22 protein-coding genes are annotated in these 24576 nt (G+C 67.8%); 7 read left to right on the forward strand and 15 right to left on the reverse strand.

Annotation, left to right across the window (positions count from 1 at the left end; genetic code table 11):
* Positions 1-31 precede the first annotated feature (31 nt).
* A complete protein-coding gene (locus MYA_RS07585; RefSeq protein WP_011884934.1) occupies positions 32-733 on the forward strand; it encodes an ABC transporter ATP-binding protein in 702 nt (233 codons plus the stop codon).
* The gene (locus tag MYA_RS07590; protein ID WP_011884935.1) at positions 730-1533 is read left to right on the forward strand and encodes an ABC transporter permease; all 804 of its coding nucleotides are present in this window, start codon (positions 730-732) and stop codon (positions 1531-1533) included. Before MYA_RS07585 ends, MYA_RS07590 begins: the two co-directional genes overlap by 4 nt.
* 183 nt (positions 1534-1716) lie before the next feature.
* Here MYA_RS07590 and MYA_RS07595 read toward each other — a convergent pair whose 3' ends face one another.
* Together MYA_RS07595 and MYA_RS07600 are read right to left on the reverse strand one after the other, a co-directional pair.
* Entirely contained in the window at positions 1717-2268 is a 552-nt protein-coding gene (locus tag MYA_RS07595) for a DUF6013 family protein (protein ID WP_014723082.1), read from the reverse strand.
* A 167-nt stretch (positions 2269-2435) separates the two neighbouring features.
* Positions 2436-3452: a zinc-binding alcohol dehydrogenase family protein gene (locus tag MYA_RS07600; RefSeq protein ID WP_034193202.1), complete on the reverse strand. Its 1017-nt coding sequence runs from the start codon at positions 3450-3452 to the stop codon at positions 2436-2438.
* 123 nt (positions 3453-3575) lie between these two features.
* On the opposite strand from MYA_RS07600, the gene MYA_RS07605 reads away from it, so the two are divergent.
* Both MYA_RS07605 and serB read left to right on the forward strand, forming a co-directional pair.
* On the forward strand, positions 3576-4517 hold the full coding sequence (locus tag MYA_RS07605) for a LysR family transcriptional regulator (RefSeq protein WP_014723084.1): 942 nt from the start codon (positions 3576-3578) through the stop codon (positions 4515-4517).
* Positions 4518-4653: 136 nt separating this feature from the next.
* Complete coding sequence (serB, locus tag MYA_RS07610; protein WP_014723085.1) at positions 4654-5499, forward strand: phosphoserine phosphatase SerB; 846 nt, start codon at positions 4654-4656, stop codon at positions 5497-5499.
* Between the two features lie 93 nt (positions 5500-5592).
* Here serB and MYA_RS07615 read toward each other — a convergent pair whose 3' ends face one another.
* From MYA_RS07615 to rimO, 4 genes are all read right to left on the reverse strand, one after another.
* Positions 5593-6777: a cystathionine beta-lyase gene (locus tag MYA_RS07615; RefSeq protein WP_014723086.1), complete on the reverse strand. Its 1185-nt coding sequence runs from the start codon at positions 6775-6777 to the stop codon at positions 5593-5595.
* 109 nt (positions 6778-6886) lie between these two features.
* Positions 6887-7402 carry a hypothetical protein gene (locus MYA_RS07620; protein WP_232356153.1) on the reverse strand — a complete coding sequence of 172 codons (516 nt, stop codon included), beginning with the start codon at positions 7400-7402 and terminating at the stop codon, positions 6887-6889.
* 88 nt (positions 7403-7490) lie between these two features.
* On the reverse strand, positions 7491-8417 hold the full coding sequence (locus MYA_RS07625; RefSeq protein WP_011884942.1) for a sugar kinase: 927 nt from the start codon (positions 8415-8417) through the stop codon (positions 7491-7493).
* Positions 8418-8420: 3 nt separating this feature from the next.
* Complete coding sequence (gene rimO, locus MYA_RS07630; RefSeq protein ID WP_011884943.1) at positions 8421-9782, reverse strand: 30S ribosomal protein S12 methylthiotransferase RimO; 1362 nt, start codon at positions 9780-9782, stop codon at positions 8421-8423.
* A gap of 225 nt (positions 9783-10007) precedes the next feature.
* Here rimO and MYA_RS07635 point away from each other — a divergent pair, with 225 nt between their 5' ends.
* Complete coding sequence (locus MYA_RS07635) at positions 10008-10262, forward strand: hypothetical protein (RefSeq protein WP_011884944.1); 255 nt, start codon at positions 10008-10010, stop codon at positions 10260-10262.
* A gap of 82 nt (positions 10263-10344) precedes the next feature.
* On the opposite strand, the gene phaR is transcribed toward MYA_RS07635, so the two are convergent.
* The 6 genes from phaR to MYA_RS07665 all read right to left on the reverse strand — a co-directional run bounded on the left by phaR (position 10345) and on the right by MYA_RS07665 (position 17463).
* Positions 10345-10911, reverse strand: a complete 567-nt coding sequence (gene phaR, locus MYA_RS07640) for a polyhydroxyalkanoate synthesis repressor PhaR (protein ID WP_011884945.1) — start codon at positions 10909-10911, stop codon at positions 10345-10347.
* A 118-nt stretch (positions 10912-11029) separates the two neighbouring features.
* A complete protein-coding gene (locus MYA_RS07645) occupies positions 11030-11770 on the reverse strand; it encodes a 3-ketoacyl-ACP reductase (protein ID WP_011884946.1) in 741 nt (246 codons plus the stop codon).
* Positions 11771-11890: 120 nt separating this feature from the next.
* On the reverse strand, positions 11891-13072 hold the full coding sequence (locus MYA_RS07650; protein ID WP_041493836.1) for an acetyl-CoA C-acetyltransferase: 1182 nt from the start codon (positions 13070-13072) through the stop codon (positions 11891-11893).
* Positions 13073-13171: 99 nt separating this feature from the next.
* Complete coding sequence (gene phaC, locus MYA_RS07655; RefSeq protein WP_011884948.1) at positions 13172-15046, reverse strand: class I poly(R)-hydroxyalkanoic acid synthase; 1875 nt, start codon at positions 15044-15046, stop codon at positions 13172-13174.
* Between the two features lie 365 nt (positions 15047-15411).
* Positions 15412-16251 carry a peptidoglycan editing factor PgeF gene (gene pgeF, locus MYA_RS07660; RefSeq protein WP_011884949.1) on the reverse strand — a complete coding sequence of 280 codons (840 nt, stop codon included), beginning with the start codon at positions 16249-16251 and terminating at the stop codon, positions 15412-15414.
* A 6-nt stretch (positions 16252-16257) separates the two neighbouring features.
* Entirely contained in the window at positions 16258-17463 is a 1206-nt protein-coding gene (locus MYA_RS07665) for an RluA family pseudouridine synthase (RefSeq protein WP_011884950.1), read from the reverse strand.
* 41 nt (positions 17464-17504) lie between these two features.
* Between MYA_RS07665 and MYA_RS07670 the strand changes: the two genes are divergently transcribed.
* Positions 17505-18329, forward strand: a complete 825-nt coding sequence (locus tag MYA_RS07670; protein WP_011884951.1) for an outer membrane protein assembly factor BamD — start codon at positions 17505-17507, stop codon at positions 18327-18329.
* A gap of 81 nt (positions 18330-18410) precedes the next feature.
* Here MYA_RS07670 and MYA_RS07675 read toward each other — a convergent pair whose 3' ends face one another.
* The 3 genes from MYA_RS07675 to MYA_RS07685 form a co-directional block, all read right to left on the reverse strand.
* The gene (locus MYA_RS07675; RefSeq protein ID WP_011884952.1) at positions 18411-20660 is read right to left on the reverse strand and encodes an ATP-dependent DNA helicase; all 2250 of its coding nucleotides are present in this window, start codon (positions 20658-20660) and stop codon (positions 18411-18413) included.
* Between the two features lie 55 nt (positions 20661-20715).
* Positions 20716-20931: a YdcH family protein gene (locus tag MYA_RS07680; protein WP_011884953.1), complete on the reverse strand. Its 216-nt coding sequence runs from the start codon at positions 20929-20931 to the stop codon at positions 20716-20718.
* A 77-nt stretch (positions 20932-21008) separates the two neighbouring features.
* Complete coding sequence (locus tag MYA_RS07685) at positions 21009-21761, reverse strand: hypothetical protein (RefSeq protein ID WP_041493837.1); 753 nt, start codon at positions 21759-21761, stop codon at positions 21009-21011.
* Between the two features lie 160 nt (positions 21762-21921).
* Here MYA_RS07685 and MYA_RS07690 point away from each other — a divergent pair, with 160 nt between their 5' ends.
* The gene (locus tag MYA_RS07690) at positions 21922-24249 is read left to right on the forward strand and encodes a Tex family protein (protein ID WP_014723091.1); all 2328 of its coding nucleotides are present in this window, start codon (positions 21922-21924) and stop codon (positions 24247-24249) included.
* Positions 24250-24576: the final 327 nt, after the last annotated feature.

Genomic DNA, 24576 nt, shown 5'->3' on the forward strand with positions numbered 1-24576 from the left:
GGCGCCATTAACGCTTTTTTTCATTTTCGACATGACCGCCCCGACCGCTCTCATCGACGCGCAGCAGATCACGCGCCGCGACGCGACCAACGGCAAGACGCTGCTGGCGCCGACCGACCTCAGCGTCGCCGCAGGATCGCGAATTGCTATCACGGGGCCATCGGGCTCCGGCAAGAGCGTGCTGTTGCGCGCCCTCGCGCTGCTCGATCCGCTCGATGGCGGCCAGCTCCTCTGGCGCGGCGCGCGCATCAAGCGCGGCGCAATTCCGCGCTACCGGCGCAGCGTCGCTTATGTGCGTCAACGCGCGGCGCAGATGGACGGCACGGTCGATGCGCAGCTGCGCTATCCGTACGCGCTCGCGGTCTATCGCGACGCGGCGTACGACCGCGCGCGCGCCGAAGCGCTCGCCGCGCGCGCCGGCCGCGGCGCGGATTTTCTCGACAAGCGTGCGAGCGAGCTGTCGGGCGGCGAAGCGCAGATCGTCGCGCTGCTGCGCGTGCTGCAACTCGAGCCCGACGTGCTGCTGCTCGACGAGCCGACTTCGGCGCTCGACCCGGCGTCCGCGCGCGCGATCGAAGCGCTCGTCGCCGCGTGGTTCGATGCGGCGCCCGCTGCGCGCGCATACCTGTGGATCTCGCACGATCCCGCGCAGGCCGCGCGCATCGGCACGATCCAGCTAGTGATGCAGGCCGGCGTGCTGCACGCGGCCAACCCGACGGAGTGTGCGCAATGAGCCCGACGCTGCAGGACCTGAGCCTCGTCGACGTCGGCATCGCGGCCGGGCTCGTCGCGATCAACGGCGCGATCTCGGCGGCGCTGTCGCTCGGCCTGGGCCGCCGGCTCGCGCTCGCGGCCGTGCGCACCGTCGTGCAGTTGCTCGCCATCGGCTACGTGCTGGGCTGGGTGTTCGGTCATCCGCACTGGAGCGTCGTGTTGCCGCTCACCGCGCTGATGACGCTGATCGCCGGCTTCGCGGGCGCCGGGCGCGGCAAGCACGCCTACCGCGGCCAGCGCGTCGACAGCATCGCGTCGATCTGGTTCAGCAGCTGGATCGTCGCGGCGATCGGGTTGTTCGTCGTGATCCGCATCCATCCGTGGTACACGCCGCAATATGCGATCCCGATCCTCGGGATGATTCTCGGCAATACGCTGACCGGCGTATCGCTCGGCGTCGAGCGGATGATGGAGGAGCTGACCGCCAGGCGCGATCGCGTCGAGACCGCGCTCGCGCTCGGCGCGACGCGCTGGGAAGCCGCGCAGGACGCCGCGCGCCAGGCCGTGCGCGCCGGCATGGTGCCGACGCTGAACCAGATGGCCGTGGTCGGCGTCGTGAGCCTGCCGGGGATGATGACCGGTCAGGTGCTCGCCGGCCAGTCGCCGCTGCAGGCCGTGCGCTACCAGATCGTCATCATGTTCCTGATCGCGGCCGCATCCGCGCTCGGCACCGTCGGCGCCGTGTTGCTGACGTATCGCCGGTTGTTCTCGCCCGACCATCGCTTCATTGCGTCGCGGCTCGAGGAACGCAAGTCGTGACGCGTGACGCGGCAAGGCCGCCGCGCGCGCATGCATGATCGGGTTGGAATGACGTCTGGGAAGAAGAACCGCCGCGCCGCAGCTGCGTGACGGCCATATGACGTCATGCAGTGCGGCGGGCGAGCGGCCATCCGGCCGGCGCGCAACCGCGATGGTTGCGCACGCACCGGTCGGCGGCCGGCCTCAGTGCTTGATCGATACGGTGACCTTGGTGCCGTCGCTCATCGTGACGGACTTCGAGCCGCCGTTGGTCGGAATCGACACCCACTTGACCTGGCTCACCGACACGACGTCCGGGCACTGCAGCGACTTGCCGCCTGCGCTGACATTGCGCGTGCCCTTCGGCGCGGCCGCCTGGAAGCTCAGCTGAACGTTCGCGATGCCCTTCGCGTCGACCGACGGCGCGAGCCGCACCTGGGTCTGACGCACCATCGCGCCGTTGGCATCGCGCGGCAGGTTGTCGGCGTTGGGGCAGCCGTTCGGCATCGCGATCGCGCCGCCCGGCGGCACCGACTTCCAGTTGAAGTCGTCGGTTTCGCCCGAACGGATCTTGCGGGTCTCCTGCGTGTTGCCGAAGGTCTTCGAGTCGACCTTGACCGTATATTCGAGCTGCCCCGTCCCGCCGCCCGTCAGGCTGCCCTTCACCGGCGGCGCCGCGAATACGCTCGCGCTGACGCACGCCACGGCGAACACGGCCGACCACGATGCGGCGGCCGACCAGCTGCGTTGGCTCATGCTGACCTCCTTGTCTTGCGGCGGCACGCATATGCCGCGCGGTTTTCGATGCATGATGCGCTGCCAGTCTACCGCCAAGCGGCACGCGATGCGGCGCGAACGCATCGGGTGTTACCCCGCTTGCGCTCGCGACGCCGCTTGCCTTACGCGCTTCGCGCGCGGATCGCTCAGAAGCCGCTGAGCACCAGCTTGCCGATCGCGCGGCCGCCCTCGAGCATCCGGTGCGCATGCCGCAGGTTCGCGGCGTTGATCGTGCCGAGCTGTTCGCCGAGCGTCGTGCGCAGCGTGCCGCCGTCGACGAGCCGCGCGACCTCGCTGAGGATCTTGTGCTGCTCGATCATGTCCGGCGTCTCGAACATCGCGCGCGTGAACATGAACTCCCAGTGAAACGCGGCGCTCTTCGCCTTCAGCAGCTCGACCGGAATGGGCTTCGCGTTTTCGACGATCGTGCAAATGCCGCCCTGCGGCCGGATGACTTCGGCCGCGGCCGGGAAATGACGGTCGGTGTCGTTGAAGATCAGCACGTAGTCGACGTTCGGACGGCCGATCTCGCGCAACTGTGCCGGCAGGTCGCCGAAATGGTCGACCACGTCGTCTGCGCCGAGCGAGCGGACCCATTCCGCCGACGCCGGCCGCGACGCGGTCGCGATCACGTGCAGCCCGCCGAGCGTCTTCGCCAGCTGGATCGCGATCGAGCCGACCCCGCCCGCGCCGCCGATGATCAGCACCGACTTGCCGGCGTCCGCTCGCTGCGGCGACACGCGCAGCCGGTCGAACAGCGCCTCCCAGGCAGTCAGCGCGGTGAGCGGCAACGCGGCGGCCGCCGCGAAATCGAGCGACTCCGGCTTGCGCGCGGCGATCCGCTCGTCGACCGCATGGAATTCGCTGTTCGCGCCCGGGCGCGTGATGCTGCCCGCATAGAACACGGCGTCGCCGGGCCGGAACAGCGTGACGTCGGCGCCCACCGCGACGACGGTGCCGGCCGCATCCCAGCCGAGCACGCGCGGCGCTTCCTCGACCTGCGGTTTCGGCGCGCGCACCTTGGTGTCGACCGGGTTCACCGAAATCGCCTCGACCTTCACGAGGAGGTCGCGCGGACCGGGCACCGGTTGCGGCAATTCGACGTCGACGAGGGCCTGCGGATCGTCGATCGGCAGGTAACGGGTCAGTCCAACGGCTTTCATCTCGAACATCCTCCACGGAAATCAGGCGGGCCGCGGCGCAGCCCCATGACCACGATCGTAGACCCCGCTATCCTTCGAGAAAACCGCTATATTTCCTTAAACATTTTCAGGAATATCCGAACAATGTCATCCGATCCGGTCCCGGCGCCCGACAAGCCGCTCGATCTGCTCGACGTCGGCCTGTTCGTGCGTGCCGCGCTGCTCGCGAACGTGAGCGCCGCCGGGCGCGAATTCGGCGTGTCGGCGGCAGTGGCGAGCGCGCGCATCGCGCAGCTGGAGCGCCAGCTCGGCGCACGGCTGCTGCACCGCACGACCCGCCGCATCAGCCTCACGCAGGACGGCGAGGTGTTCATGGCCCGCGCCGACGCGCTGCTGTCGGCCGCCGACGCCGCGCGCGCCTGCGTCGGCCACGGGCGCAGCGAGCCGTATGGGCGGCTGAAGGTGTCGATGTCGTCGTCGTTCGGCCGTCAGCACGTGGCGCCGGTGATTCCGGCGTTCCTGCGCCGCTATCCGTCCGTGTCGCTCGACCTGCGGCTGTCCGACGAGATCGTCGACCTCGTCGACGACGGCTACGACGTCGCCATCCGGCTCGGCGCGCTGAAGGATTCGACGCTGGTCGCGCGCCGGCTCGCAGCGAACCGGCGCGTGCTGTGCTGCTCGCCCGCGTATCTGGCCGAGCGCGGCACGCCGCGCCATCCGGCCGAGCTCGCGCAGCACGAATGCGTGATCCTCGGCGATCAGCGCGACTGGTCGTTCGTCACGCCGCAAGGGCCGCTGACCGTGCGCGTCGGCGGGCGGCTGGTCGCGAGCAACGGCGAGGCGATCCGCGAAGCGCTCGTCGACGGCTTCGGCATCGCGATCAAGTCGACCTGGGACGTCGGCCCGCTGCTCGCGAGCGGCGCGCTCGTCACCGTGCTGGACGACTACCCGTTCGCGGACGACGTCGCCGTCTGGGCCGTCTATCCGAGCCGCGCGCACGTGCCGCTGAAGACGCTCGCGTTCATCGGGTTCCTGGCCGAACACTTTGGCGACCCGCCGTATTGGGATCGCTCGGAACGGAGATAGTGGAATAGCGCCCCCAGCCGATCGCGGCCCGGCCGGATACCAACCGGATACAATGGCGCGTTCTCGACGCAGCAGCCCCGCACGCCGGCGGGGCCGCGGCCGCACACGCGTTTCATTCGCTTTCAATCATTCCGTCATGACCCACAACCTCGTCATCCAGAGTCTCGCGCCGCTGTCGGACGCCCATCACAAACCGCTGCTCGCGCTGTCGCGCGGCACCCGCATCGTGCAGACCGACGATCACGCGCTGCGCATCGAAAACGCGAATCCCGCGCAGCGGCTCGATATCGACGCGTACTGCGGCACGCACGCGCTCGACTTCGGCTTCGTCGATGCCGGGCGCACGCTCGGCGATTTCGGGCTCGTCGTGATGGACATGGATTCGACGCTGATCACGATCGAATGCATCGACGAGATCGCCGACTTCTGCGGGCTGAAAACGCAGGTCGCGGAGATCACCGAAGCGTCGATGCGCGGCGAGATCCGCGACTTCAACGAGAGCCTGACGCGCCGCGTCGCGCTGCTCGCCGGGCTCGACGCGCATGCGCTCGAGCGCGTGTACGAAGAACGGCTGCAACTGTCGCCGGGCGCCGAGACGATGCTCGCCGGCGTGAAGGCCGCGGGCCTGAAAACGTTGCTCGTGTCGGGCGGCTTCACGTTCTTCACCGAACGCCTGAAGGCGCGCCTCGGCCTCGACTACGCGCATGCGAACACGCTCGAGATCGTCGACGGCAAGCTGACCGGCAAGGTGCTCGGCGAGATCGTCAACGCCGACGTGAAGGCGCGCTTGCTGCGCGAGACCTGCGCGTCGCTCGGCCTCGAGCCCGGTCGCGCGATCGCGATGGGCGACGGGTCGAACGACCTCAAGATGATGTCCGAGGCCGGGCTGTCGGTTGCGTTCCATGCGAAGCCCGTGGTGCGCGAGGCGGCGACCGTCGCGTTCGATCACGTCGGGCTGGACGGGCTGCTGCGGCTGTTCTGAGCGGCACGCGGCAGAAACGAAAACGCCGGCGCGATACTCGATCGCGTCGGCGTTTCGTTTTCCGCGTCGGTTGCGTCGGGTGCTGCGGCTGCGTCAGCTGCCGAGCGTTGTCTGCATCGCGCGCTCGATGTCCGCGCGCAGATCGCCTTCGTCCTCCAGGCCGACGTAGAACCGCACGAGCGTGCCGCGATGCGGCCAGTTCGTGCGCATCGACGCGACGTCGTAAGGCATCGCAAGACTGCACGCGCCGCCCCAGCTCCAGCCGATCGCGAACAGCTCGAGCGCTTCGACGAAACGATCGATCTGCGCGCTGTCGTAGCGTTCGTCGAACACCACCGAGAACAACCCGCCGGCGCCGGTGAAGTCGCGCATGAACGACGCGTGCCCCGGGCAATCGGGCAGTTGCGGATGCAGGACGGTCGCGATCTCCGGGCGCGTCTTCAGCCATTGCGCGAGCGCGAGCGCGCTCTTACCGTGTGCGTCGAAGCGCACCTGCAGGCTCGGCAGGCTGCGCAGCACGAGCGAACAATCGTCGACCGACACGCCGATCCCGCAGCGCATCCGCGCGAGCTTCAGCTGCGCGTGCAGCTCGGCGTTCGCGGTGATCGTCGCGCCCATCAGCACGTCGCTGCCGCCCGATTGATACTTGGTCAGCGCCTGCACGGAAATGTCGACGCCATGCTCGAACGGCTTGAACGCGAGCCCGGCCGAATAGGTGTTGTCGATCGCGGTGACGATGCCGCGCGCGCGCGCCACCGACGTGATCGCGCTCACGTCGGGCACTTCCATCGTCACCGAGCCCGGCGCCTCGATCCAGATCAGCCGCGTGTTCGGCTGGATCAGATCGGCAATCCCCGCGCCGACGAGCGGATCGTAGAAGCGCGCGCTGATGCCGAAGTCCTTCGCGAGCCAGTTGCCCAGATCGGCGTTCGGGCCGTAGACGTTGTGCGGGATCAGCACGTCGTCGCCCGCCTTGACGACGCCGAAATAGACGTTGGTGATCGACGCGAGGCCCGACGGCTGCAGCAACGCGTGCGTGCCGCCCTCGATCTCGGCGAGCCGCTGCGCGAGCGCGAGCGAGGTCGGCGTCGCGTGCAGCCCGTAGCGCCACTGGTTGTCTTTGTGCCAGACGAGCGCGCGCATCGTCGCGAGATCGGGGAACACGACCGTCGACGCGCGCGCGACCGGCGGCACGAACGAACGGAAGCCGTCCGGAATGACATCGTCGGGTTGAACGATACGGGTCTGGAGGGCGCGCTTCGGATTGGATGCAGTCATGTCGGCAGGCCGGTAGGAGGCTCGGTTGCGAAAGATGTCGCTAGGGTAGTCAAATTCGCCGCGCTTGGCCCGATACAATGCGCGCCGCGCGCGCCGAGCCAGCGGGTGCTCAGTCGTCGGTACGCAGGTTGACGACGCCGCCGACGGTCTCGATTTCCTGCACGCGGCCGTCGCGCACCTGCAGCGCCGCGCGCGCGCCGGGCGCGGCGCGCAGCACGACCGGTTGCGGGTCCGATTCGTCGGCGTTCATCCGGTCGGCCTTCAGGTCGCCGGTCGCATCGAAGCGGCCGACCCATACTCCGGTGATGTTGGTGCCGTCGTTCGATTCCTCGACTTCGAGCGTGTCGCCGTCGCGATCGCCGGCGAGCAGGATCACCTCACCCGTATCGACGAACTGGTATTCGCCGTGCACGCCCTCCTCGTCCGTCTTCGGGCCGAGATGCGCGACGATCGGGCGGTCGCCGAGCATGCCTTCGTAGCGCGGCAGGCGCGCGAATTCGGGATTGGGCCGCAGCGGCCGCGCGGGCGCCCCTTCGTCCGTCTGCATGCCGGGCGCGACCGCCTGCGCGACGACCGCGCGCGGCAGCGCGAGGCTCGCCGCAAGCACGCCGGCCAGCGCCAGCATCCGTTGCCACTGCTTGTATTGCCGCACGTTGTGTTGCTCCCTTCTTCAAATTCGCTCGAAAATCGCGGCCGTATCCCGGCCATCGACGTCAGCCCCGCAGCAAGCGTTCGACCGCGTCGCGATGCGGAATCGGCGCGACCGCGCCGTAGCCGGTGGTCGACAGCGCCGCCGCTGCGTTCGCATAACGCGCGGCGGCGAACGGATCGTCGCCCGCGACGATCCGCGCGACGAACGCACCGCCGAAGCAATCGCCGGCGCCCGTCGCATCGACGGCCTCGACCGCGAAGCCCGGCACCACACGCCGTTCGCTCGGCGTCGCCACATACGCGCCTTCGCGGCCGAGCTTCAGCGCGACGATCTGCGGCCCGAGTTCGAGCATCGCGTCGACGATCGCGTCGCGATCGTTCGCGCCGGTGAGCGCGGCGACGTCGTCCCAGCTCGGCAGGCAGATGTCGGTGTGGCACAGCGCTTCGCGGATCACCGCGCGGGCGCGCGCCAGCGGCCACAGCTTCAGGCGCAGGTTCGTGTCGAAGCTGATCAGCGCGCCGTTGCTGCGCGCGTGGACGATCGCCGCGAACGCCGCATCGCATGCGGCCGTGCTGATCGCCACGCTGATGCCCGACAGGTGCACGGCCTTCGCGGCGGCCAGCGCATCGAGCGGCAGGTCGGCCGCCGTATAGCGGCTCGCCGCGGAGCCCGCGCGCAGGTAGTCGAACTGATGGCCGTCAGGCCCATGCGTGACGAAGTAGACGCCGGTGGGCGCGCTGCGGTCGACGCGCACGTAGCGCGTGTCGACGTGCTCGTCTGCCCACATCCCGGCCAGCAGGCGGCCGAACGGATCGTCGCCGATCGCCGACACGAAGCCGGTCGACGCGCCCTGGCGCGCCGCGGCGATGCAGAAGTTCGACGTGTCGCCGCCGAAACCCTGCAGGAATTCCGGACGGCCCGGCTGCGACTGATTGAATTCGATCATCGCTTCGCCGAGCGCGAGTATCTCCGGAACCGCGGCGCTCATCGCCTAGACCTCGCCCCACAGATCGTGGCCGTCCGCGCCGGTGATCTTCACCGACACGAAATCGCCGACCTTGTAGCGCTTCGATGCCTTCGCCGCCGGCTCGACGTAGACGACGCCGTCGATCTCCGGCGCATCCGCCGCCGTGCGGCCGATGCCGCCCTCGTTGCCGACTTCGTCGATCAGCACCTTCAGCGTCTTGCCGACCTTGCGCTGCATGCGCCGCGCCGACACTTCCTCGGCCACTTCCATGAAGCGCGCGCGGCGCTCCTCGCGCACGTCGTCCGGCAGCGCGCCGTCGAGCTCGTTGGCGGTTGCGCCCTCGACCGGCGAATACGCGAAGCAGCCGACGCGGTCGAGCTCCGCTTCACGGATGAAGTCGAGCAGCGTTTCGAACTGCGCTTCCGTCTCGCCGGGGAAGCCGGCGATGAACGTGCTGCGGATGGTCAGGTCCGGACAGATCTCGCGCCACTTCTGCACGCGCTCGAGCACCTTCTCGGCGTTGGCCGGGCGCTTCATGCGCTTGAGCACGTCCGGATGCGCATGCTGGAACGGCACGTCGAGATACGGCAGCACGTGGCCCTTGAACGGGCCTTCGGCCATCAGCGGAATCACTTCGTCGACGCTCGGATACGGATACACGTAGTGCAGGCGCACCCACGCGCCGTACTGGGCGGCGAGTTCGCCGAGCGCGGCGACGAGGTCGGTCATGCGCGTCTTGATCGGCTTGCCGTTCCAGAAGCCCGTGCGGTACTTCACGTCGACGCCGTACGCGCTCGTGTCCTGGGAGATCACGAGCAATTCCTTCACGCCCGACTTGAACAGGTTCTCGGCTTCGAGCATCACTTCGGCGACCGGACGCGACACGAGATCGCCACGCATCGACGGGATGATGCAGAACGTGCAGCGGTGGTTGCAGCCTTCCGAGATCTTCAGATACGCGTAGTGGCGCGGCGTGAGCTTGATGCCGGCGGCCGGCACGAGATCGACGAACGGGTCGTGCGGCTTCGGCAGGTGCGAATGCACGGCCTGCATCACTTCGCCGACCGCGTGCGGGCCGGTGACGGCGAGCACCTTCGGATGGACTTCCTCGATCAGGTTGGAGCCGCTCGCGCTCGACTTCGCGCCGAGGCAGCCGGTGACGATCACCTTGCCGTTCTCGGTCAGCGCCTCGCCGATCGCGTCGAGGCTTTCCTGCACGGCTTCGTCGATGAAACCGCAGGTGTTGACGACGACGAGATCGGCGCCGTCGTAGGTGCCGGAGATTTCATAACCTTCGGCGCGCAACTGCGTGATGATTTGCTCGGAGTCGACGAGGGCTTTCGGACAACCGAGCGACACGAAGCCTACTTTGGGGGACTGGGACATCTGGAATGTGGGGCGTGGCGGCAAAAGCGAGAGTTTACAGCGATTTAGGGGTGAGCGAGACAAAACCGGCGGCAGCGCACCACCCGCAGTGGCCCCAAAATGCGTGCCCCGCAAATGCGACACGCCGCCGAGGCTCGCGTTCCCGCCCACACCGAAGCGCTCCGCCGCCCCGCCCTCATGCGAAAATCGCAGCGTCCGCTTTTTCACTTTCCCAACGGAATCCGCATGACCACGCACATCACGATCGAATTCACCGAGCACGCCGCCGAAACCATCGGTGAACAGACCAGCACGAGCTTTTCGTACGATCAGGGCGCACAGGTGCCGCAACCCGGCGACTTCGTCGAGCTGGAGAATTCGCGGCAGACGTTTCTCGTGATCGGCCGCGTGTTTTCGCTGAAGGCGAACTACAGTGCGGTGAAACTCGTGCTCGATCTGCCGCCGTCGGAAGACGATCAGGACCTCGATATCGCCCTGTGAGCAAAACCGGCACGGCGTGCCGGCCTTGCGCCGACCCGCCGCTGCACGCTGAACGTTGCACGCCGCCGCGCAGGCGACGGCCTTACTTCTTTTCCGGCTCCGGCGCGCCCGGCTGCTTGAACGGGAACGTGCTGAACATCGACTTCGCCTGGTTCTGCATCTGCTCCTGCATCTGCACGAACATGTTCTTCGACTGCTCGATGTAGCTCGTCATCATCCCCTGCATCATCGGCGCCTGCATGTTCATGAACTGCGACCAGACCTCCGGATTCATCGCGTTGCCTTCGTAGAGGTTCTTCGATTGATCCGCGAGCTTGTGCTGGATGTCGATGAAGGCCTGGATGTTCTTTTCCAGGTACGTGCCCATCATCCCCTGCATCGCGTGACCGTAGAAACGGATGATCTGCGACAGCATCGACGACGAGAACATCGGCACGCCGCCGCTCTCCTCTTCGAGGATGATCTGCAGCAGGATGCTGCGCGTCAGGTCTTCGTTGGATTTCGCATCGACGACCTTGAAGTCCTCCTGTTCCAGCACGAGCTGCTTGACGTCGGTCAGCGTGATGTACGTGCTCGTCTCGGTATCGTAGAGCCGGCGGTTCGGGTACTTCTTGATGAGCCGCTCGGCCGTCTTCTTTGTAGTAGTCATGTAACGCCTTTGAGTGCAGCGTAGCGCAAGTGACGAATCCCCGCCGCCCGAAGCCGGGTGGCGGGGGCCTTCGGAAGGGCCCGGCTGCGCGGCCATCCGGCCCGCGCAGCCGGCCCGTTCAGCCCATGTGCAGGCCGCCGTTCAGCGAGAAGTCGGCGCCGGTCGCGAAACCGGAGTCGTTCGACGCGAGCCACGCGACGATCGAGCCGATTTCCTCCGGCGCGCCGAGACGGCGCACCGGAATCGTCGCGACGATCTTCTCCAGTACGTCCGGACGGATCGCCTTGACCATGTCGGTGCCGATGTAGCCGGGCGACACGGTGTTGACCGTCACGCCCTTCGTTGCAACTTCCTGTGCGAGCGCCATCGTGAAGCCGTGAATGCCGGCCTTCGCGGTCGAATAGTTGGTCTGGCCGAATTGCCCCTTCTGGCCGTTCACCGACGAAATGTTGACGATGCGGCCCCAGCCGCGCTCGACCATCCCGTCGATCACCTGTTTCGTCACGTTGAACAGGCTCGTCAGATTGGTGTCGATCACGGCCGTCCAGTCTTCGTGCGTCATCTTGCGGAACACGACGTCGCGCGTGATGCCCGCGTTGTTGACCAGCACGTCGACCTCGCCGACTTCGGCCTTGACCTTGTCGAACGCTGCCTTGGTCGAGTCCCAGTCGCCGACGTTACCTTCAGACGCGATGAAATCGTAGCCGAGTGCCTTCTGTTCCTCGAGCCATTTCACCCGGCGCGGCGAGTTCGGGCCGCAACCCGCCACCACCTTGAAGCCGTCTTTCGACAGACGCTGGCAAATACTGGTGCCGATGCCGCCCATGCCGCCTGTTACGTACGCAATTCGCTGAGACATAAATCTCTCTCCATTTTTAGATTCGAGAGCTGCAGAAGGCCCCTCTGACTTTCACGTGACGCCGGCCGATTGCGGCTTCGGCCGGCGCCCGGATCGGTTCGGCCGATTACGGACGACCGCTTACGCGCGCTCCACCGCGAGCGCCACGCCCATCCCGCCGCCGATGCACAGCGACGCCAGCCCGCGCTTCGCATCGCGCTTGACCATCTCGTGCAGCAGCGTCACCAGAATCCGGCAGCCCGATGCGCCGATCGGGTGACCGATCGCGATCGCGCCGCCGTTCACGTTCACCTTCGACGTGTCCCAGCCCATCTGCTTGTGCACCGCCAGCGCCTGCGCCGCGAACGCCTCGTTGATCTCCATCAGGTCCAGATCGCCCGGCGTCCAACCCGCGCGCTCCAGGCAGCGCCGCGACGCCGGCACCGGGCCCATGCCCATCACGCTCGGATCCACGCCCGCGTTCGCGTACGCCTTGATGCGCGCCAGCGGCGTGAGCCCCAGCGACTGCGCCTTCTGCGCCGACATCACCAGCACCGCCGCCGCGCCGTCGTTCAGCCCCGACGCGTTCGCCGCCGTCACCGAGCCGTCCTTCGCGAACGCCGGCTTCAGCCCCGCCAGCGACTCGGCCGTCACGCCGTGACGCACGAACTCGTCGGTCGCGAACTGCAGCGGCTCGCCCTTGCGCTGCGGAATCGACACCGGCACGATCTCGTCGGCGAAGCGGCCGGCCTTCTGCGCGGCTTCCGCCTTGTTCTGCGACAGCGCCGCGAACGCGTCCTGCTCCTCGCGCGTGATCCCGTATTCCTTCGCGACGTTCTCCGCCGTGATGCCCATGTGGTACTGGTTGTACACGTCCCACAGCCCGTCGACGATCATCGTGTCGACCAGCTTCGCATCGCCCATCCGGAACCCGTCGCGCGAGCCCGGCAGCACGTGCGGCGCCGCGCTCATGTTCTCCTGGCCGCCCGCGATCACGATCTCCGCGTCGCCCGCCGCGATCGCGTTCGCCGCCAGCATCACCGCCTTCAGGCCCGAGCCGCACACCTTGTTGATCGTCATGCCCGGCACCGCCGTCGGCAGCCCGGCCTTGATCAGCGACTGACGCGCCGGGTTCTGCCCCGAGCCCGCCGCCAGCACCTGGCCCATGATCACTTCGCTCACTTGATCGGGCTGCACGCCTGCGCGCTCCAGCACCGCGCGAATCACCGTCGCGCCCAGCTCCGGTGCCGCAACCTTCGCGAGCGAACCACCGAATTTGCCGACCGCGGTCCGCGCGGCCGATACGATCACTACGTCCGTCATTTCCGTTTCCTCCGGGCCCGCACGACACGGCGCGTCGCCACCGACCCTGTTAAAAAAACTGTTATGCGCCGAACAGCGTGCGCCGCTGCCCGGCTTTCGTCAATCGCGCTGCAACACGTAGCGGCCCGGCGCCGGCTCGATCACCGGAAACTGCGCGGAGCCCGGCTGCGCCGGCGGCGCCACCTTGCGGCCGCCGTACTGGTCGAGCCATTCCACCCAGGTGGTCCACCAGCTGCCCGGCTGCTCGGTCGCGCCCGCGAACCAGTCGTCCGCGGCTTCGGGCAGATCGCCGTCGTTGACCCAGTAGCTGCGCTTCTTCTTCGCCGGCGGATTGATCACGCCGGCAATGTGGCCCGATGCGCCGAGCACGAACTTCAGCGGGCCCGTCAGGATCGACGTCGATGCGTAGGCCGTCTGCCACGGCACGATGTGGTCCTCGCGCGAGCCGTAGATGAAGGTCGGCACGTCGATGCGCGACAGGTCGACGGGCTCGCCGCAAACCGTCAGTGCGTTCGGCTCGCGGAGCTTGTTCTCGAGGTAGGTATTGCGCAGATACCACGCGTACATCGGCCCGGGCAGGCTCGTCGAGTCGCTGTTCCAGTACAGCAGGTCGAACGCGGCCGGCGTGCGGCCCTTCAGGTAGTTGTCGACGACGTAGTTCCACACCAGATCGTTCGGCCGCAGGAACGAGAACGTGTTGGCGAACTCGACGCCGCGCATCAGCCCCGGCGCCGTGCCGTTCTTGCCGCCGATGGTCTGCTCGCGCATCTGCACGTGCGCCTCGTCGACGAACACGTCGAGGATGCCGGTGTCGGTGAAGTCGAGCATCGCGGTCAGCAGCGTCATCGACGCGGCCGGATGTTCGCCGCGCGCCGCGAGCACCGCCAGCGCCGTCGCGAGCATCGTGCCGCCGACGCAGAAGCCGAGCGTGTTGATCTGCTCGCGGCCGCTCACCTGCTGCACGGCGTCGATCGCCGCGAGCAGCCCTTCGTTCATGTAGTCGTCCCAGGTCTTGTGCGCAACCGACGCATCGGCGTTGCGCCACGACACGAGGAACACCTGGTGGCCGCTCGACAGCGCATGCGCGACGAGCGAGTTCTCGGGCTGCAGGTCGAGGATGTAGAACTTGTTGATGCACGGCGGCACGATCAGCAACGGCCGCTCGAATACCTTGTCCGCCTTCGCGTTGTACTGGATCAGCTGGATCAGGTCGTTCTCGTAGACCACCGCGCCTTCGGTGCAGCCGAGATTCTTGCCGACCACGAACTGCGATTCGTCGGTCTGGGAGATCTTGCCGCGCTGCATGTCGCCGAGCAGATTCATCATCCCCTGACGCAGACTTTCGCCCTGTGTGTCGAGGATCGATTTCTGCGCATCGGGATTGAGCGCGAGGAAGTTGCTCGGTGCGGCGGCGGCCGTCCATTGCTGGACCGCGAAACGGATGCGCTCGCGCGTTTTCGGATCGGTCTCGAGCGCGTCGGCCAGCTCCTGCAGATAACGCGCATTGAGCAGATACCACGCCGCCGCGAACGCGTGCGCGGGCGACGCCTTCCATGCGTCGCCGCTGAAGCGGCGGTCTTTCAACTCGGGAGATTCGAGCTTCGCGGCGCTCGCCTGCTGCATCAGCGTGATGCAGTCGCGCGCGTAGTCGGCCTGCAGTTTCTGGAGCCGCTCCGGCGGGATCGCGGCGACCGGCAGCTTCAGCCCCGCGAACGGCGAAGCGAAATTGCCGAGGCCCGCGAGGTCGGGCATCGCCGGCATCTGGAACGGAAGCGCTGTCGGGAACTGGAATGCGGCGAACGGATTCGCCGCGCTCGCCGCGGTGGCCGCGCGCGCCGGATCGGCAAAACCGCGCCATGCATTCAACCACGACTCGAACATCTGCTGCATCGGCTGGGCAGCCTGATCGAAGCCCGTACTGCCCGCGGAAGTGCCCGCCTGAGCGGACGTCGACGAATTTTTCGATGCTGTCATTACCTGCCTTACCGGTGATTCGTGAGCGTCAATCGTGAAATCCTGCTCGCGCGCGGCATGCCGGCTGCGAGCCGGGCCGTCATGCTCTGGAGAGGCGTCTCCAGATTCTGCCGCAGTGCGGTATTTTTATCATTATCGTTTTCCCCATGTGAAGCGCCACATCAAAGGACCGAACATTTCTGCCCGGAGATAATCGTCGCGCGACAGGCAGGACAAGGCTTGCGCGGAAACATAAAACATTTTCGGTGACTCGCGTTTGCGATTATTCATTCCAGTGTGCATGCCGCGCCGCATTGCGTCGGTAATATCGAGACAAACCGATTTTGCGGCGCAACACGCGGCGCGCGCAAGTGCGCGACCCGGTGTCAATCGGACAGCCAGATCGCTGCGGCCATCCGCCCGGTCACACGATCGCGCCGATAGGAATAGAAGCGCGTGCGTTCGGCGACCGTGCAGGCGGTTCCGCCGCTGACGCGCACGACGCCTGCGCGCGCGAGCCGCACGCGCGCCAGCGCGGGCAGATCGGCGAGGTACTTGCCGGGCGCGCCGTCGATCGCGACGAACGCTTGCCGCGTGTCATCATGCTCCGACTGCGCAGCCGTGTCGAGAAACGCGTCGCGCACCTCGGCGCCCACTTCGAACGCATGCGGACCGATCGACGGGCCGAGGTAGGCGTGGAGTTCACCGGCCGCGCCGCCCGCGAGCGCCGCGACGCGGGCCGCCGTCTGCTCGACGATGCCCGCGGCCAGCCCGCGCCAGCCGGCATGGGCCACGCCCACCGCGCGGCCCAGCGCGTCGCACAGCAGCACCGGCATGCAGTCGGCGACCATCACGACACACATCACGCCCGCGCGATCCGTCACGCTCGCGTCGGCCTGCACGGGCGCGCTCGTGTGCTGCGTGGCGTCGATCACCTCGTCCGCGCGCACGATCCGCGCGCCGTGGACCTGCTCGAGCCACGCCGCCTGCGACTGCCCCGCGAGCGCGAGCAGACGCGCGCGGTTCTCGGCGACGTGCGCCGGCTCGTCACCCGTGTGCAGGCCGAGATTCATCCCGCCCGGCAACGCGGCGCCCGCCTGCCACCGCCCGTACGGGCCTTCGCTCACGCCGCCGTCGCGCGTGGTGATCAGCGCGCGCACGCGCGGCGCCACCTGCCAGTCGGGCCGCACGCAGTCGTGCCATGTCAACGGCGCCAGATTCGTCATCGGCACTCACTCCTCCTCGTCGTCCTGATACGACTCATCGTCGTGATATTCGCCGCCGAAGTCGTCATCGTCGTATATGCCGTCGTCGTCGAACTCGTCGTCGCCCTGCCCGAAGCCGAGTGCGGCGACCAGCTCGTTCATGTCGTCCGGCAACGGGCAGCGCCACTGCATCGTCTTGCCCGTGACCGGATGCACGAGACCGAGCCGCCATGCGTGCAGCGCCTGACGTGCGAAGCCGTTCGGCAGCGGCGTGACCGAGCGCTTGCCGCGTGCGCGCCCGTAGACCGGATCGCCGAGCAACGGATGGCCCGCATGCGAGCAGTGCACACGGATCTGGTGCGTGCGGCCGGTTTCGAGGTCGCACTGGATCGCCGACACCGGCTGACGTTGCCACACGCATGTGTCAACCGTGCGGAAATGGGTGCGTGCGGGCTTGCCCGACGCGCCGGTGACGACCGCCATGCGCGTGCGCTCGCGCGGATCGCGCCCGATCGGCGCGTCGATCGTGCCTTCCTCGGGCATGGTGCCCCACACGAGCGCGAAGTAGCGGCGCTTCACCGTGCGCGCCTGCAGCTGGCGCACGAGGTCCGTCTGCGCGGCGAGCGTGCGGGCGACCACCATCAGCCCCGACGTTTCCTTGTCGAGCCGGTGGACGATGCCCGCCCGCGGCAGGCCGGCCGCCGCGTCGCCGTAGCGGTGCAGCAAGCCGTTCAGCAGCGTGCCGCTCCAGTTGCCGGCGGCCGGATGGACGACGAGGCCGGCCGGCTTGTTGATGACGACGAGCGCGTCGTCCTCGTAGATCACGTCGAGCGGCACCGGCTCAGCGGCGAACGCGAGCTGTTCCGGAAGCAGATCGGGCACGAGCTCGATCTTCGCGCCGAGCGGCACGGGCTGGCGGATCTTCGCCGGCGCGCCGTCGATCAGCACGCGCTGAGCCTCGATCCAGCTCTGCAGACGGCTGCGCGAGAATTCGGGAAACAACTGGGCGAGCGCCTTGTCGAGGCGCTCGCCGGCGAGCGACAGCGGCACTTCGACGACGCGCGGCGCAGCGTCGGCCGCCGCCGACGGGCCGGCAGCCGGCTGCAACGCAGCGGCGGGCAGATCGTCATCGACGGAATCCCCCGATGCAGCGTCGGCGGGCCGGGCGCTTGGGCTATAATCTTCGCGATCTGACTTGCCCCGCGGGGCATTCTGCGAACTTGAACGGGTCATTTAGACTGGGTCACCGAGACTTGAAGCTAGGACATGCGAGCATGATGAATTCGACCAAACGTACGGCCAAAACCGTCGCCGCCCGAGCTGCGGCGGTAGCGGCCGCGGCCCTCATCGCCGGCTGCCACGGCTTGCCGCAGAAGCAGGACGAGACGGCTACCTGGTCGAACAACAAATTATACTCAGAGGCCCAGGACGCACTGTCCGGCGGCGACTGGGGCAAATGCGCGAAATATTTCGAATCGCTGCAAGGCCGCGATCCGTTCGGCCATTTCGCGCAACAGGCGCAGATCAACGTCGCGTACTGCAACTGGAAGGACAACGAAGCGGCCGCCGCCGATCAGGCCGTCGACCGCTTCATCCAGCTTCACCCCGATCACCCGGACATCCCGTACGCGTACTACCTGAAGGGGATGATCCACTTCAACGACGATCTCGGGCTGTTCGGCCGCTTCTCCGGCCAGGACATGAGCGAGCGCGACCCGCAGGCGCTGCGCGAGTCGTACGATGCGTTCAAGGTCGTCGTCGACCGCTATCCGAAGAGCAAGTACGCACCCGACGCCGCCGCGCGGATGCGCTACATCGTCAACGCGCTGGCGTCGCACGAAGTGCATGCGGCCGATTACTACTATCGGCGCGGCGCGTACGTCGCGGCGATCAACCGCGCGCAGCTCGCGATCAAGGACTACAAGGGCGCGCCGGCGATCGAGGACGCGCTGCACATCATGGTCCTGTCGTACGGCAAGCTGAACCAGCCGCAGCTCGCGGAAGACACGAAGCGCGTGCTCGCAGGAACGTTCCCGGACAGCCCGTACATCACCGGCCATTCACGCCCCGGCGCGAAGCGGTCGTGGTGGCAGTTCTGAGCGTCGCTCGCCGCAGCAACAAAAAACCCGGCCATCGAGCCGGGTTTTTTGTTGCCGACGCCCGTGCAGCGGGCGCCTCGATCACGCGCTCTTTCCGGCGCGATGATCGTCGAAGAAGTCCTGCACGACCGCGATCTCGCGCGTGCGCTTGAACGGCGGCAGGCTTTGCCAGATCCGGCGACCGTAAGGCTTGTCCACGAGCCGCGTGTCGCAGATCATCAGCACGCCGCGGTCGGTTTCGGCACGGATCAGGCGGCCGGCGCCCTGCTTCAGCGTGATCACCGCCTGCGGCAGCTGATGCACGGCGAACGGGCTGAGGCCCTTCTTGGTCAGCGCGTCGAGCCGCGCAGCCAGCACCGGATCGTCGGGCGGCGCGAACGGCAGCTTGTCGATCACGACGAGCGACAGCGCATCGCCGCGCACGTCCACGCCTTCCCAGAAACTCTGGCTACCGACCAAGATCGCATTGCCGTACGCACGAAAGCGATCGAGCAGCTCGGTCCGGCTCGCGTCGCCCTGCACCAGCAGCGGCGTCTTCCAGCCGCGCGACTCGATCACGTCGCGCAGCTTCGATGCGATCCGGTCGACCGCGCGCAGCGTCGTGCACAGCATGAACACGCCGCCGCCCGACGCCTCGATCGCCGGCAGCGCCGCGTCGAACACCGCGTCGGTGAATCCGGGCGACGACGGTTGCGGCAGGTTGCGCGGCACGTACAGCAGCCCCTGCGTCTGATAGTCGAACGGGCTCGCGAGCGTCATCGAGCGGCGCGAGCTGAGCCCCATCTGCGCCGCGTAGTGCGTGAAGTCGCCGCGCACGGACAGCGTCGCCGACGTGAATACCCATGCACGCGGCACGCCGGCGCGCTGCTTCGCGAAAATCGGCGCGACCGACAGCGGCGTCTCGTGCAACTGGACCGTATGCGCGAACACTTCGACCCAGCGCACCTTCTCGTTCGGGTCGTCGGCAGCCCCGTCGTTGCCGGCCGCTCGCGCGTCGGCATCCGCTGCCGCCTGCGCGGCGCCGGGCGCGACCCAGCCCGCCAGCAGCGCCTGCAGTTCGCGCGCGCGCCGCAGGCATGCGCCGAGCGATTCTGCACGCTCGGCCTGCCCCGCGAGCGCCGAGGCGAGCGCATCGAGTGCGACCTCGAGCGCGTCGAGCGCGGCGAACATCGGGTGATCGTCACCGAGCTGCGCGAGCGACATGCGCACGATCTGATCGTTCGCGAACGCGAGCCGCAGATCGCGCGCGGCACGCTCCAGATCGCCGCCGAGCTTCACCCACTCGACCGCATCGCGCGCATGGCTCAAGCCCTCGGCGACGGTATCGCGCGCCAGTTCGAGGATCTGCGTGGTCGACAGCGTCTCGCCGAAAAACAGCGTGGCCGTCTCCGGCAACTGGTGCGCTTCGTCGAAGATCACCGTGTTCGCGTTCGGCAGCAGTTCGGCCATCCCGGTGTCGCGCAGCATGATGTCCGCGAAGAACAGGTGATGGTTGACCACGACGATGTCGGCCTGCTGCGCTTCGCGACGCGCCTGCATCACGAAGCACTCCTTGTAATGCGGGCACTCCTGGCCGAGGCAGTTGTCGCGCGTCGACGTGACCATCGACCACACGGGCGCCGTCTCCGGCACGCTCGCGAGCTCGGCCTTGTCGCCGCTCTTCGTCACCTTCGCGAAACGGACGATCTCCTGCAGATACGCGGTGTCCTGCCGCGACGGCAGGCGGCCGTTGTCGGCGGTGCGCTGCAGGTAGTAATGGCACAGGTAGTTGGCGCGGCCCTTGAGCATCGCGACCGTCACGGGCACCGCCAGCGCGTTGCGCACGGTCGGGATGTCGCGCTGGAACAGCTGGTCCTGCAAGTGCTTCGTGCCGGTCGACACGATCACCTTGCCGCCCCACAGCATCGCGGGCACCAGGTAGGCGTAGGTCTTGCCGGTGCCGGTGCCGGCCTCGACGATCAGCGTGTTGTCCGCGGCGTCGCTGTCGGCCTCGGCCGCGGCGTCGTCCGCGCCGGCTTGCGCTGCCTTGTCGGCGGCGCCTTCGCCGAGGCGGCGCGCCGGCCGCTTGCGGGTTTCGAAGATTTCCGGATCGGGCATCCGACGCGCGGACGCCTCCATCGCCGACGCGACCGCGCGCGCCATCTCGATCTGGGACTGGCGCGGATGATAGCCGTCGAGCGCGCGCGCGAGCAGCCCGTCGGCGCCGAAGATCGTATCGAGCTCGTCGACGCGCTTGCGGCTCAGCTCGAACGTGCCTGCGGGCGCGCGGGCGCGCCCGGCGGACGACGTGTCACGCCGGGCATCGGGATTGGCTTCAAGCGGTGAGTTCAAGGCAAGCGTTCCTGTGTCCAGCGCCCGGGCGGCGCCGGCGCTTGCCAGGCCGCGCTCAGGCGCGCTTATCCGGTTCCAGCTGCGATTGCAGCAAAATGATTTTGTCCTTGGCCGCCAGCTTTTCCTTCTTCAGGCGGTGCAACGTGACGTCGTCGATGTCGGAGTGTCCTTCCTTCAGCTCGATCTCCCGAGCGAGCTGCCGATGCTGCTCCTGCAGTGCAGCCAAACGGTTGTGCAATTCCTGCTGCTGTTCCGTGGGACGGTTTTGCATATGCGCCTCCTCATCGAAGCAGCGCGCCGGCTGGCGTGCCGGCACGCACGAGACTGACTCCGGTTCAATCCAACACGTTACTGCCCCAGCTGTTGCTTCTGCTTGGCCTTCTCGGCCGCTTCCTGCTGACGCCGCGCGACATCGGCCTTGTGCTCGGCGGCTTCGCGCTGCTTCTGCTCATAGCGCGTCGCGTTGTCCGCGCGCTCCTGCGCCTTCTGCGCGGCCTGCTGATGCGCCTGGTCGAGCTTGCGCTGGAAATCCGCCTGCTTCTGGTCGTATGCCTGCTTGCTCGCCGCATGCTGCGGCGCCTCCGCACCGCGCTGCGCCTGCTTCAGTGCATTCTGCTCCTGCTTGTCGCGGAACGCGGCCGCGTTCGCCGCGTCGGTCGCCGCGCGCTGCGGCGCCTCAGCCGCGTTCTGCGCCTGCTTCAGCGCCTGCTGCTGGTCGCGCTGCTGCGCCCGTACCGCGCGCTGCTCGTCGTCGAGCGCGAGCTGCTCCTGGCGGATGCTCGCCCGCTCCTCGCGCATCCGGTCGCGCGCATTGCCGAGACAGTGATTGACGAAGAACTTGCTGTAGCAATCGTGCTCCGCCACCGCATAACGATAATCGTTTTCTGCGGAGCGCTGATTGAGCACTTTTTGACGGGCGTCGAAATCCTGCGTGGCGGAAGCGGCGACGGGCGCGGCGGCTGCGACATCCGGCGCGGCTGCGCCCGACGCCTGCGCATACGCGGCGGCAGACCCGCCGGACAAAGCGGCTGCCAGCGCTGCGCCGAGCGCGACGAGAGAAATGCGGGAAGTTGGCAACGTCGTAGGAAAGCTGCGGGACATGGGTCAAATTCTATCACCGCCCGGCTGGACGCTCCGCCATTTATGGCAAAATGCCCCGCTTCACTCACCCGCGGCATCGGTCCGGCGGGCCCGTGTTGCAGGCCGCCAGCACGGCCTGCCGGCCCGCGCCGCGATTTCAGCCAGGCAGATCATCCACGACATGACGGAAACCGTAGCACTCAAGATCGTACAGCGCATCGCCACTGAACTGTCCGTCCAGCCGCGCCAGGTCGCGGCGGCGGTGCAACTCCTCGACGAAGGCTCGACCGTTCCGTTCATTGCCCGGTACCGCAAGGAAGTGACGGGCAATCTGGACGACACGCAACTGCGCCAGCTCGAGGAACGCCTGCTGTATCTGCGCGAGCTCGAGGATCGCCGCGCGACGATCCTGGCGAGCATCGACGAACAGGGCAAGCTGACCGACGAGCTGCGCGCCGCGATCGACGCGGCCGACAGCAAGCAGGTGCTCGAAGATCTCTATCTGCCGTACAAGCCGAAGCGCCGCACGCGCGCGCAGATCGCCCGCGAAGCCGGCCTCGAGCCGCTCGCGCACGCACTGCTCGCGAACCCGCTGCTCGATCCGCAGACGGAAGCCGCCGCATACGTCGACGCCGACAAGGGCGTCGCCGACGTCAAGGCGGCGCTCGACGGCGCACGCGACATCCTGTCCGAGCAATTCGGCGAAACGGCCGAGCTGCTCGGCAAGCTGCGCGATTACCTGCATAGCCAGGGCGTCGTGTCGTCGGCCGTCGTCGAGGGCAAGGAAAACGAGGAAGGCGAGAAGTTCCGCGACTACTACGACTACTCGGAAACGCTCCGCACCGTGCCGTCGCACCGCGCGCTCGCACTGTTCCGCGGCCGCAACGCCGGCGTGCTGACCGTCAAGCTCGGCCTCGGCGACGAACTCGACGCACAGGTTCCGCACCCGGGCGAAGCGATGATCGCGCGCCATTTCGGCATCGCGAACCAGAACCGGCCGGCCGACAAATGGCTGTCCGACGTGTGCCGCTGGTGCTGGCGCGTCAAGGTGCAGCCGCATATCGAGAACGAGCTGCTCACGCAACTGCGCGAGACGGCCGAAGCCGAGGCGATCCGCGTGTTCGCGCGCAACCTGAAGGATCTGCTGCTCGCCGCGCCGGCCGGCCCGAAGGCCGTGATCGGCCTCGACCCCGGTCTGCGCACGGGCGTGAAGGTCGCCGTCGTCGATCGCACCGGCAAGCTGCTCGCAACCGACACGATCTACCCGCACGAGCCGCGCCGCGACTGGGACGGCTCGCTCGCGAAGCTCGCGCGCCTCGCCGCGCAGACGCAAGCGGAGCTGATCAGCATCGGCAACGGCACCGCTTCGCGCGAAACCGACAAGCTCGCGAGCGAACTGATCGCCAAGCATCCGGAATTGCGCTTGCAGAAGATCGTCGTATCGGAGGCCGGTGCGTCGGTGTACTCGGCGTCCGAGCTGGCCGCAAAGGAATTCCCTGACCTCGACGTGTCGCTGCGCGGCGCCGTGTCGATCGCGCGGCGCCTGCAGGACCCGCTCGCCGAACTCGTGAAGATCGAGCCGAAGGCGATCGGCGTCGGCCAGTACCAGCACGACGTGAACCAGCGCGAACTGGCCCGCTCGCTCGACGCGGTGGTCGAGGACTGCGTGAACGCGGTCGGCGTCGACGCGAATACCGCGTCGGTCGCGCTGCTCGCGCGCGTGTCGGGCCTGAATGCGACGCTCGCCCGCAACATCGTCGACTTCCGCGACGCGAACGGCCCGTTCCCGTCGCGCGACCACCTGCGCAAGGTGCCGCGTCTCGGCGACAAGACCTTCGAACAGGCAGCCGGCTTCCTGCGCATCAACGGCGGCGAGAATCCGCTCGATCGCTCGTCGGTGCACCCGGAGGCCTACCCGGTCGTCGAGCGGATTCTCGCGAAGATCAACAAGCGCATCGACGACGTGCTGGGCAGCCGCGACGCGCTGTCGGGCCTGTCGCCGGCTGAATTCGTCGACGAGCGCTTCGGCCTGCCGACCGTGCGCGACATTCTGTCCGAGCTGGAAAAGCCGGGGCGCGATCCGCGGCCCGAATTCAAGACCGCCACGTTCCGCGACGGCGTCGAGAAGGTGTCCGACCTGATGCCCGGCATGCTGCTCGAAGGTGTCGTGACCAACGTCGCCGCGTTCGGTGCGTTCGTGGACATCGGCGTGCATCAGGACGGCCTCGTCCACGTGTCCGCGATGTCGACGAAATTCATCAAGGACCCGCACGAAGTCGTGAAGGCCGGTCAGGTCGTCAAGGTCAAGGTGCTCGACGTCGACGTGAAGCGCCAGCGCATCGCACTGACGATGCGCCTGGACGACGAAGCTGCCGCCCCCGGCGGCGGCGCGCCGCGCGGCGGCCAGGACCGCGGCAGCGCCGGCCGCGGCGCGGCCCGCCCGCAACGCTCGCGCGAGCCGGAGCCGGCCGGCGCGATGGCTGCGGCGTTCGCGAAGCTGAAGCGCTGAGCGCGCGCTCGCCCGCGGGCGAGCGCAACGACCACCGTTGCGGCGTCGTGCCGCTCGGCTCGATCACGACGCCTTCCGCCCTACCGGCCGCATACTCGACGGCCCGATCGCATCTGCGATCGGGCCGTTTTACATTGATGAGCGATTCGAGATGTCGGCGAAGCCGCTGCGGGACGCCGCGCAGCGTGGAACAGGTCAGCTCGTGCTGAACGGGAGGAAGCGGATGTCGTCGATTGGATGCGCTCGGCGTCGAGCCTGACGACCACGCGGCCCAGCCATCATCGGCTCAAAACGCAACGCGCCGCCCCGCGCCTTCGCCAAAACAAA

This window comes from Burkholderia sp. KJ006 (assembly GCF_000262695.1).
GTDB classification, from domain to species: domain Bacteria; phylum Pseudomonadota; class Gammaproteobacteria; order Burkholderiales; family Burkholderiaceae; genus Burkholderia; species Burkholderia vietnamiensis.

Bases quoted from the DNA above. Each gene is read 5' to 3' on its own strand.
- MYA_RS07605 (WP_014723084.1), top strand. From the start codon at position 3,576: ATGTCATCCGATCCGGTCCCGGCGCCCGACAAGCCGCTCGATCTGCTC.
- MYA_RS07645 (WP_011884946.1), bottom strand. From the start codon at position 11,770: ATGTCTCAGCGAATTGCGTACGTAACAGGCGGCATGGGCGGCATCGGC.
- MYA_RS07690 (WP_014723091.1), top strand. From the start codon at position 21,922: ATGACGGAAACCGTAGCACTCAAGATCGTACAGCGCATCGCCACTGAA.
- MYA_RS07595 (WP_014723082.1), bottom strand. From the start codon at position 2,268: ATGAGCCAACGCAGCTGGTCGGCCGCCGCATCGTGGTCGGCCGTGTTC.
- pgeF (WP_011884949.1), bottom strand. From the start codon at position 16,251: ATGACGAATCTGGCGCCGTTGACATGGCACGACTGCGTGCGGCCCGAC.
- MYA_RS07685 (WP_041493837.1), bottom strand. From the start codon at position 21,761: ATGTCCCGCAGCTTTCCTACGACGTTGCCAACTTCCCGCATTTCTCTC.
- phaC (WP_011884948.1), bottom strand. From the start codon at position 15,046: ATGACAGCATCGAAAAATTCGTCGACGTCCGCTCAGGCGGGCACTTCC.
- MYA_RS07620 (WP_232356153.1), bottom strand. From the start codon at position 7,402: ATGCTGGCGCTGGCCGGCGTGCTTGCGGCGAGCCTCGCGCTGCCGCGC.
- MYA_RS07670 (WP_011884951.1), top strand. From the start codon at position 17,505: ATGATGAATTCGACCAAACGTACGGCCAAAACCGTCGCCGCCCGAGCT.
- MYA_RS07600 (WP_034193202.1), bottom strand. From the start codon at position 3,452: ATGAAAGCCGTTGGACTGACCCGTTACCTGCCGATCGACGATCCGCAG.
- MYA_RS07590 (WP_011884935.1), top strand. From the start codon at position 730: ATGAGCCCGACGCTGCAGGACCTGAGCCTCGTCGACGTCGGCATCGCG.
- MYA_RS07625 (WP_011884942.1), bottom strand. From the start codon at position 8,417: ATGAGCGCCGCGGTTCCGGAGATACTCGCGCTCGGCGAAGCGATGATC.
- phaR (WP_011884945.1), bottom strand. From the start codon at position 10,911: ATGACTACTACAAAGAAGACGGCCGAGCGGCTCATCAAGAAGTACCCG.
- MYA_RS07615 (WP_014723086.1), bottom strand. From the start codon at position 6,777: ATGACTGCATCCAATCCGAAGCGCGCCCTCCAGACCCGTATCGTTCAA.
- MYA_RS07680 (WP_011884953.1), bottom strand. From the start codon at position 20,931: ATGCAAAACCGTCCCACGGAACAGCAGCAGGAATTGCACAACCGTTTG.
- MYA_RS07585 (WP_011884934.1), top strand. From the start codon at position 32: ATGACCGCCCCGACCGCTCTCATCGACGCGCAGCAGATCACGCGCCGC.
- MYA_RS07635 (WP_011884944.1), top strand. From the start codon at position 10,008: ATGACCACGCACATCACGATCGAATTCACCGAGCACGCCGCCGAAACC.
- rimO (WP_011884943.1), bottom strand. From the start codon at position 9,782: ATGTCCCAGTCCCCCAAAGTAGGCTTCGTGTCGCTCGGTTGTCCGAAA.
- serB (WP_014723085.1), top strand. From the start codon at position 4,654: ATGACCCACAACCTCGTCATCCAGAGTCTCGCGCCGCTGTCGGACGCC.
- MYA_RS07650 (WP_041493836.1), bottom strand. From the start codon at position 13,072: ATGACGGACGTAGTGATCGTATCGGCCGCGCGGACCGCGGTCGGCAAA.
- MYA_RS07665 (WP_011884950.1), bottom strand. From the start codon at position 17,463: ATGACCCGTTCAAGTTCGCAGAATGCCCCGCGGGGCAAGTCAGATCGC.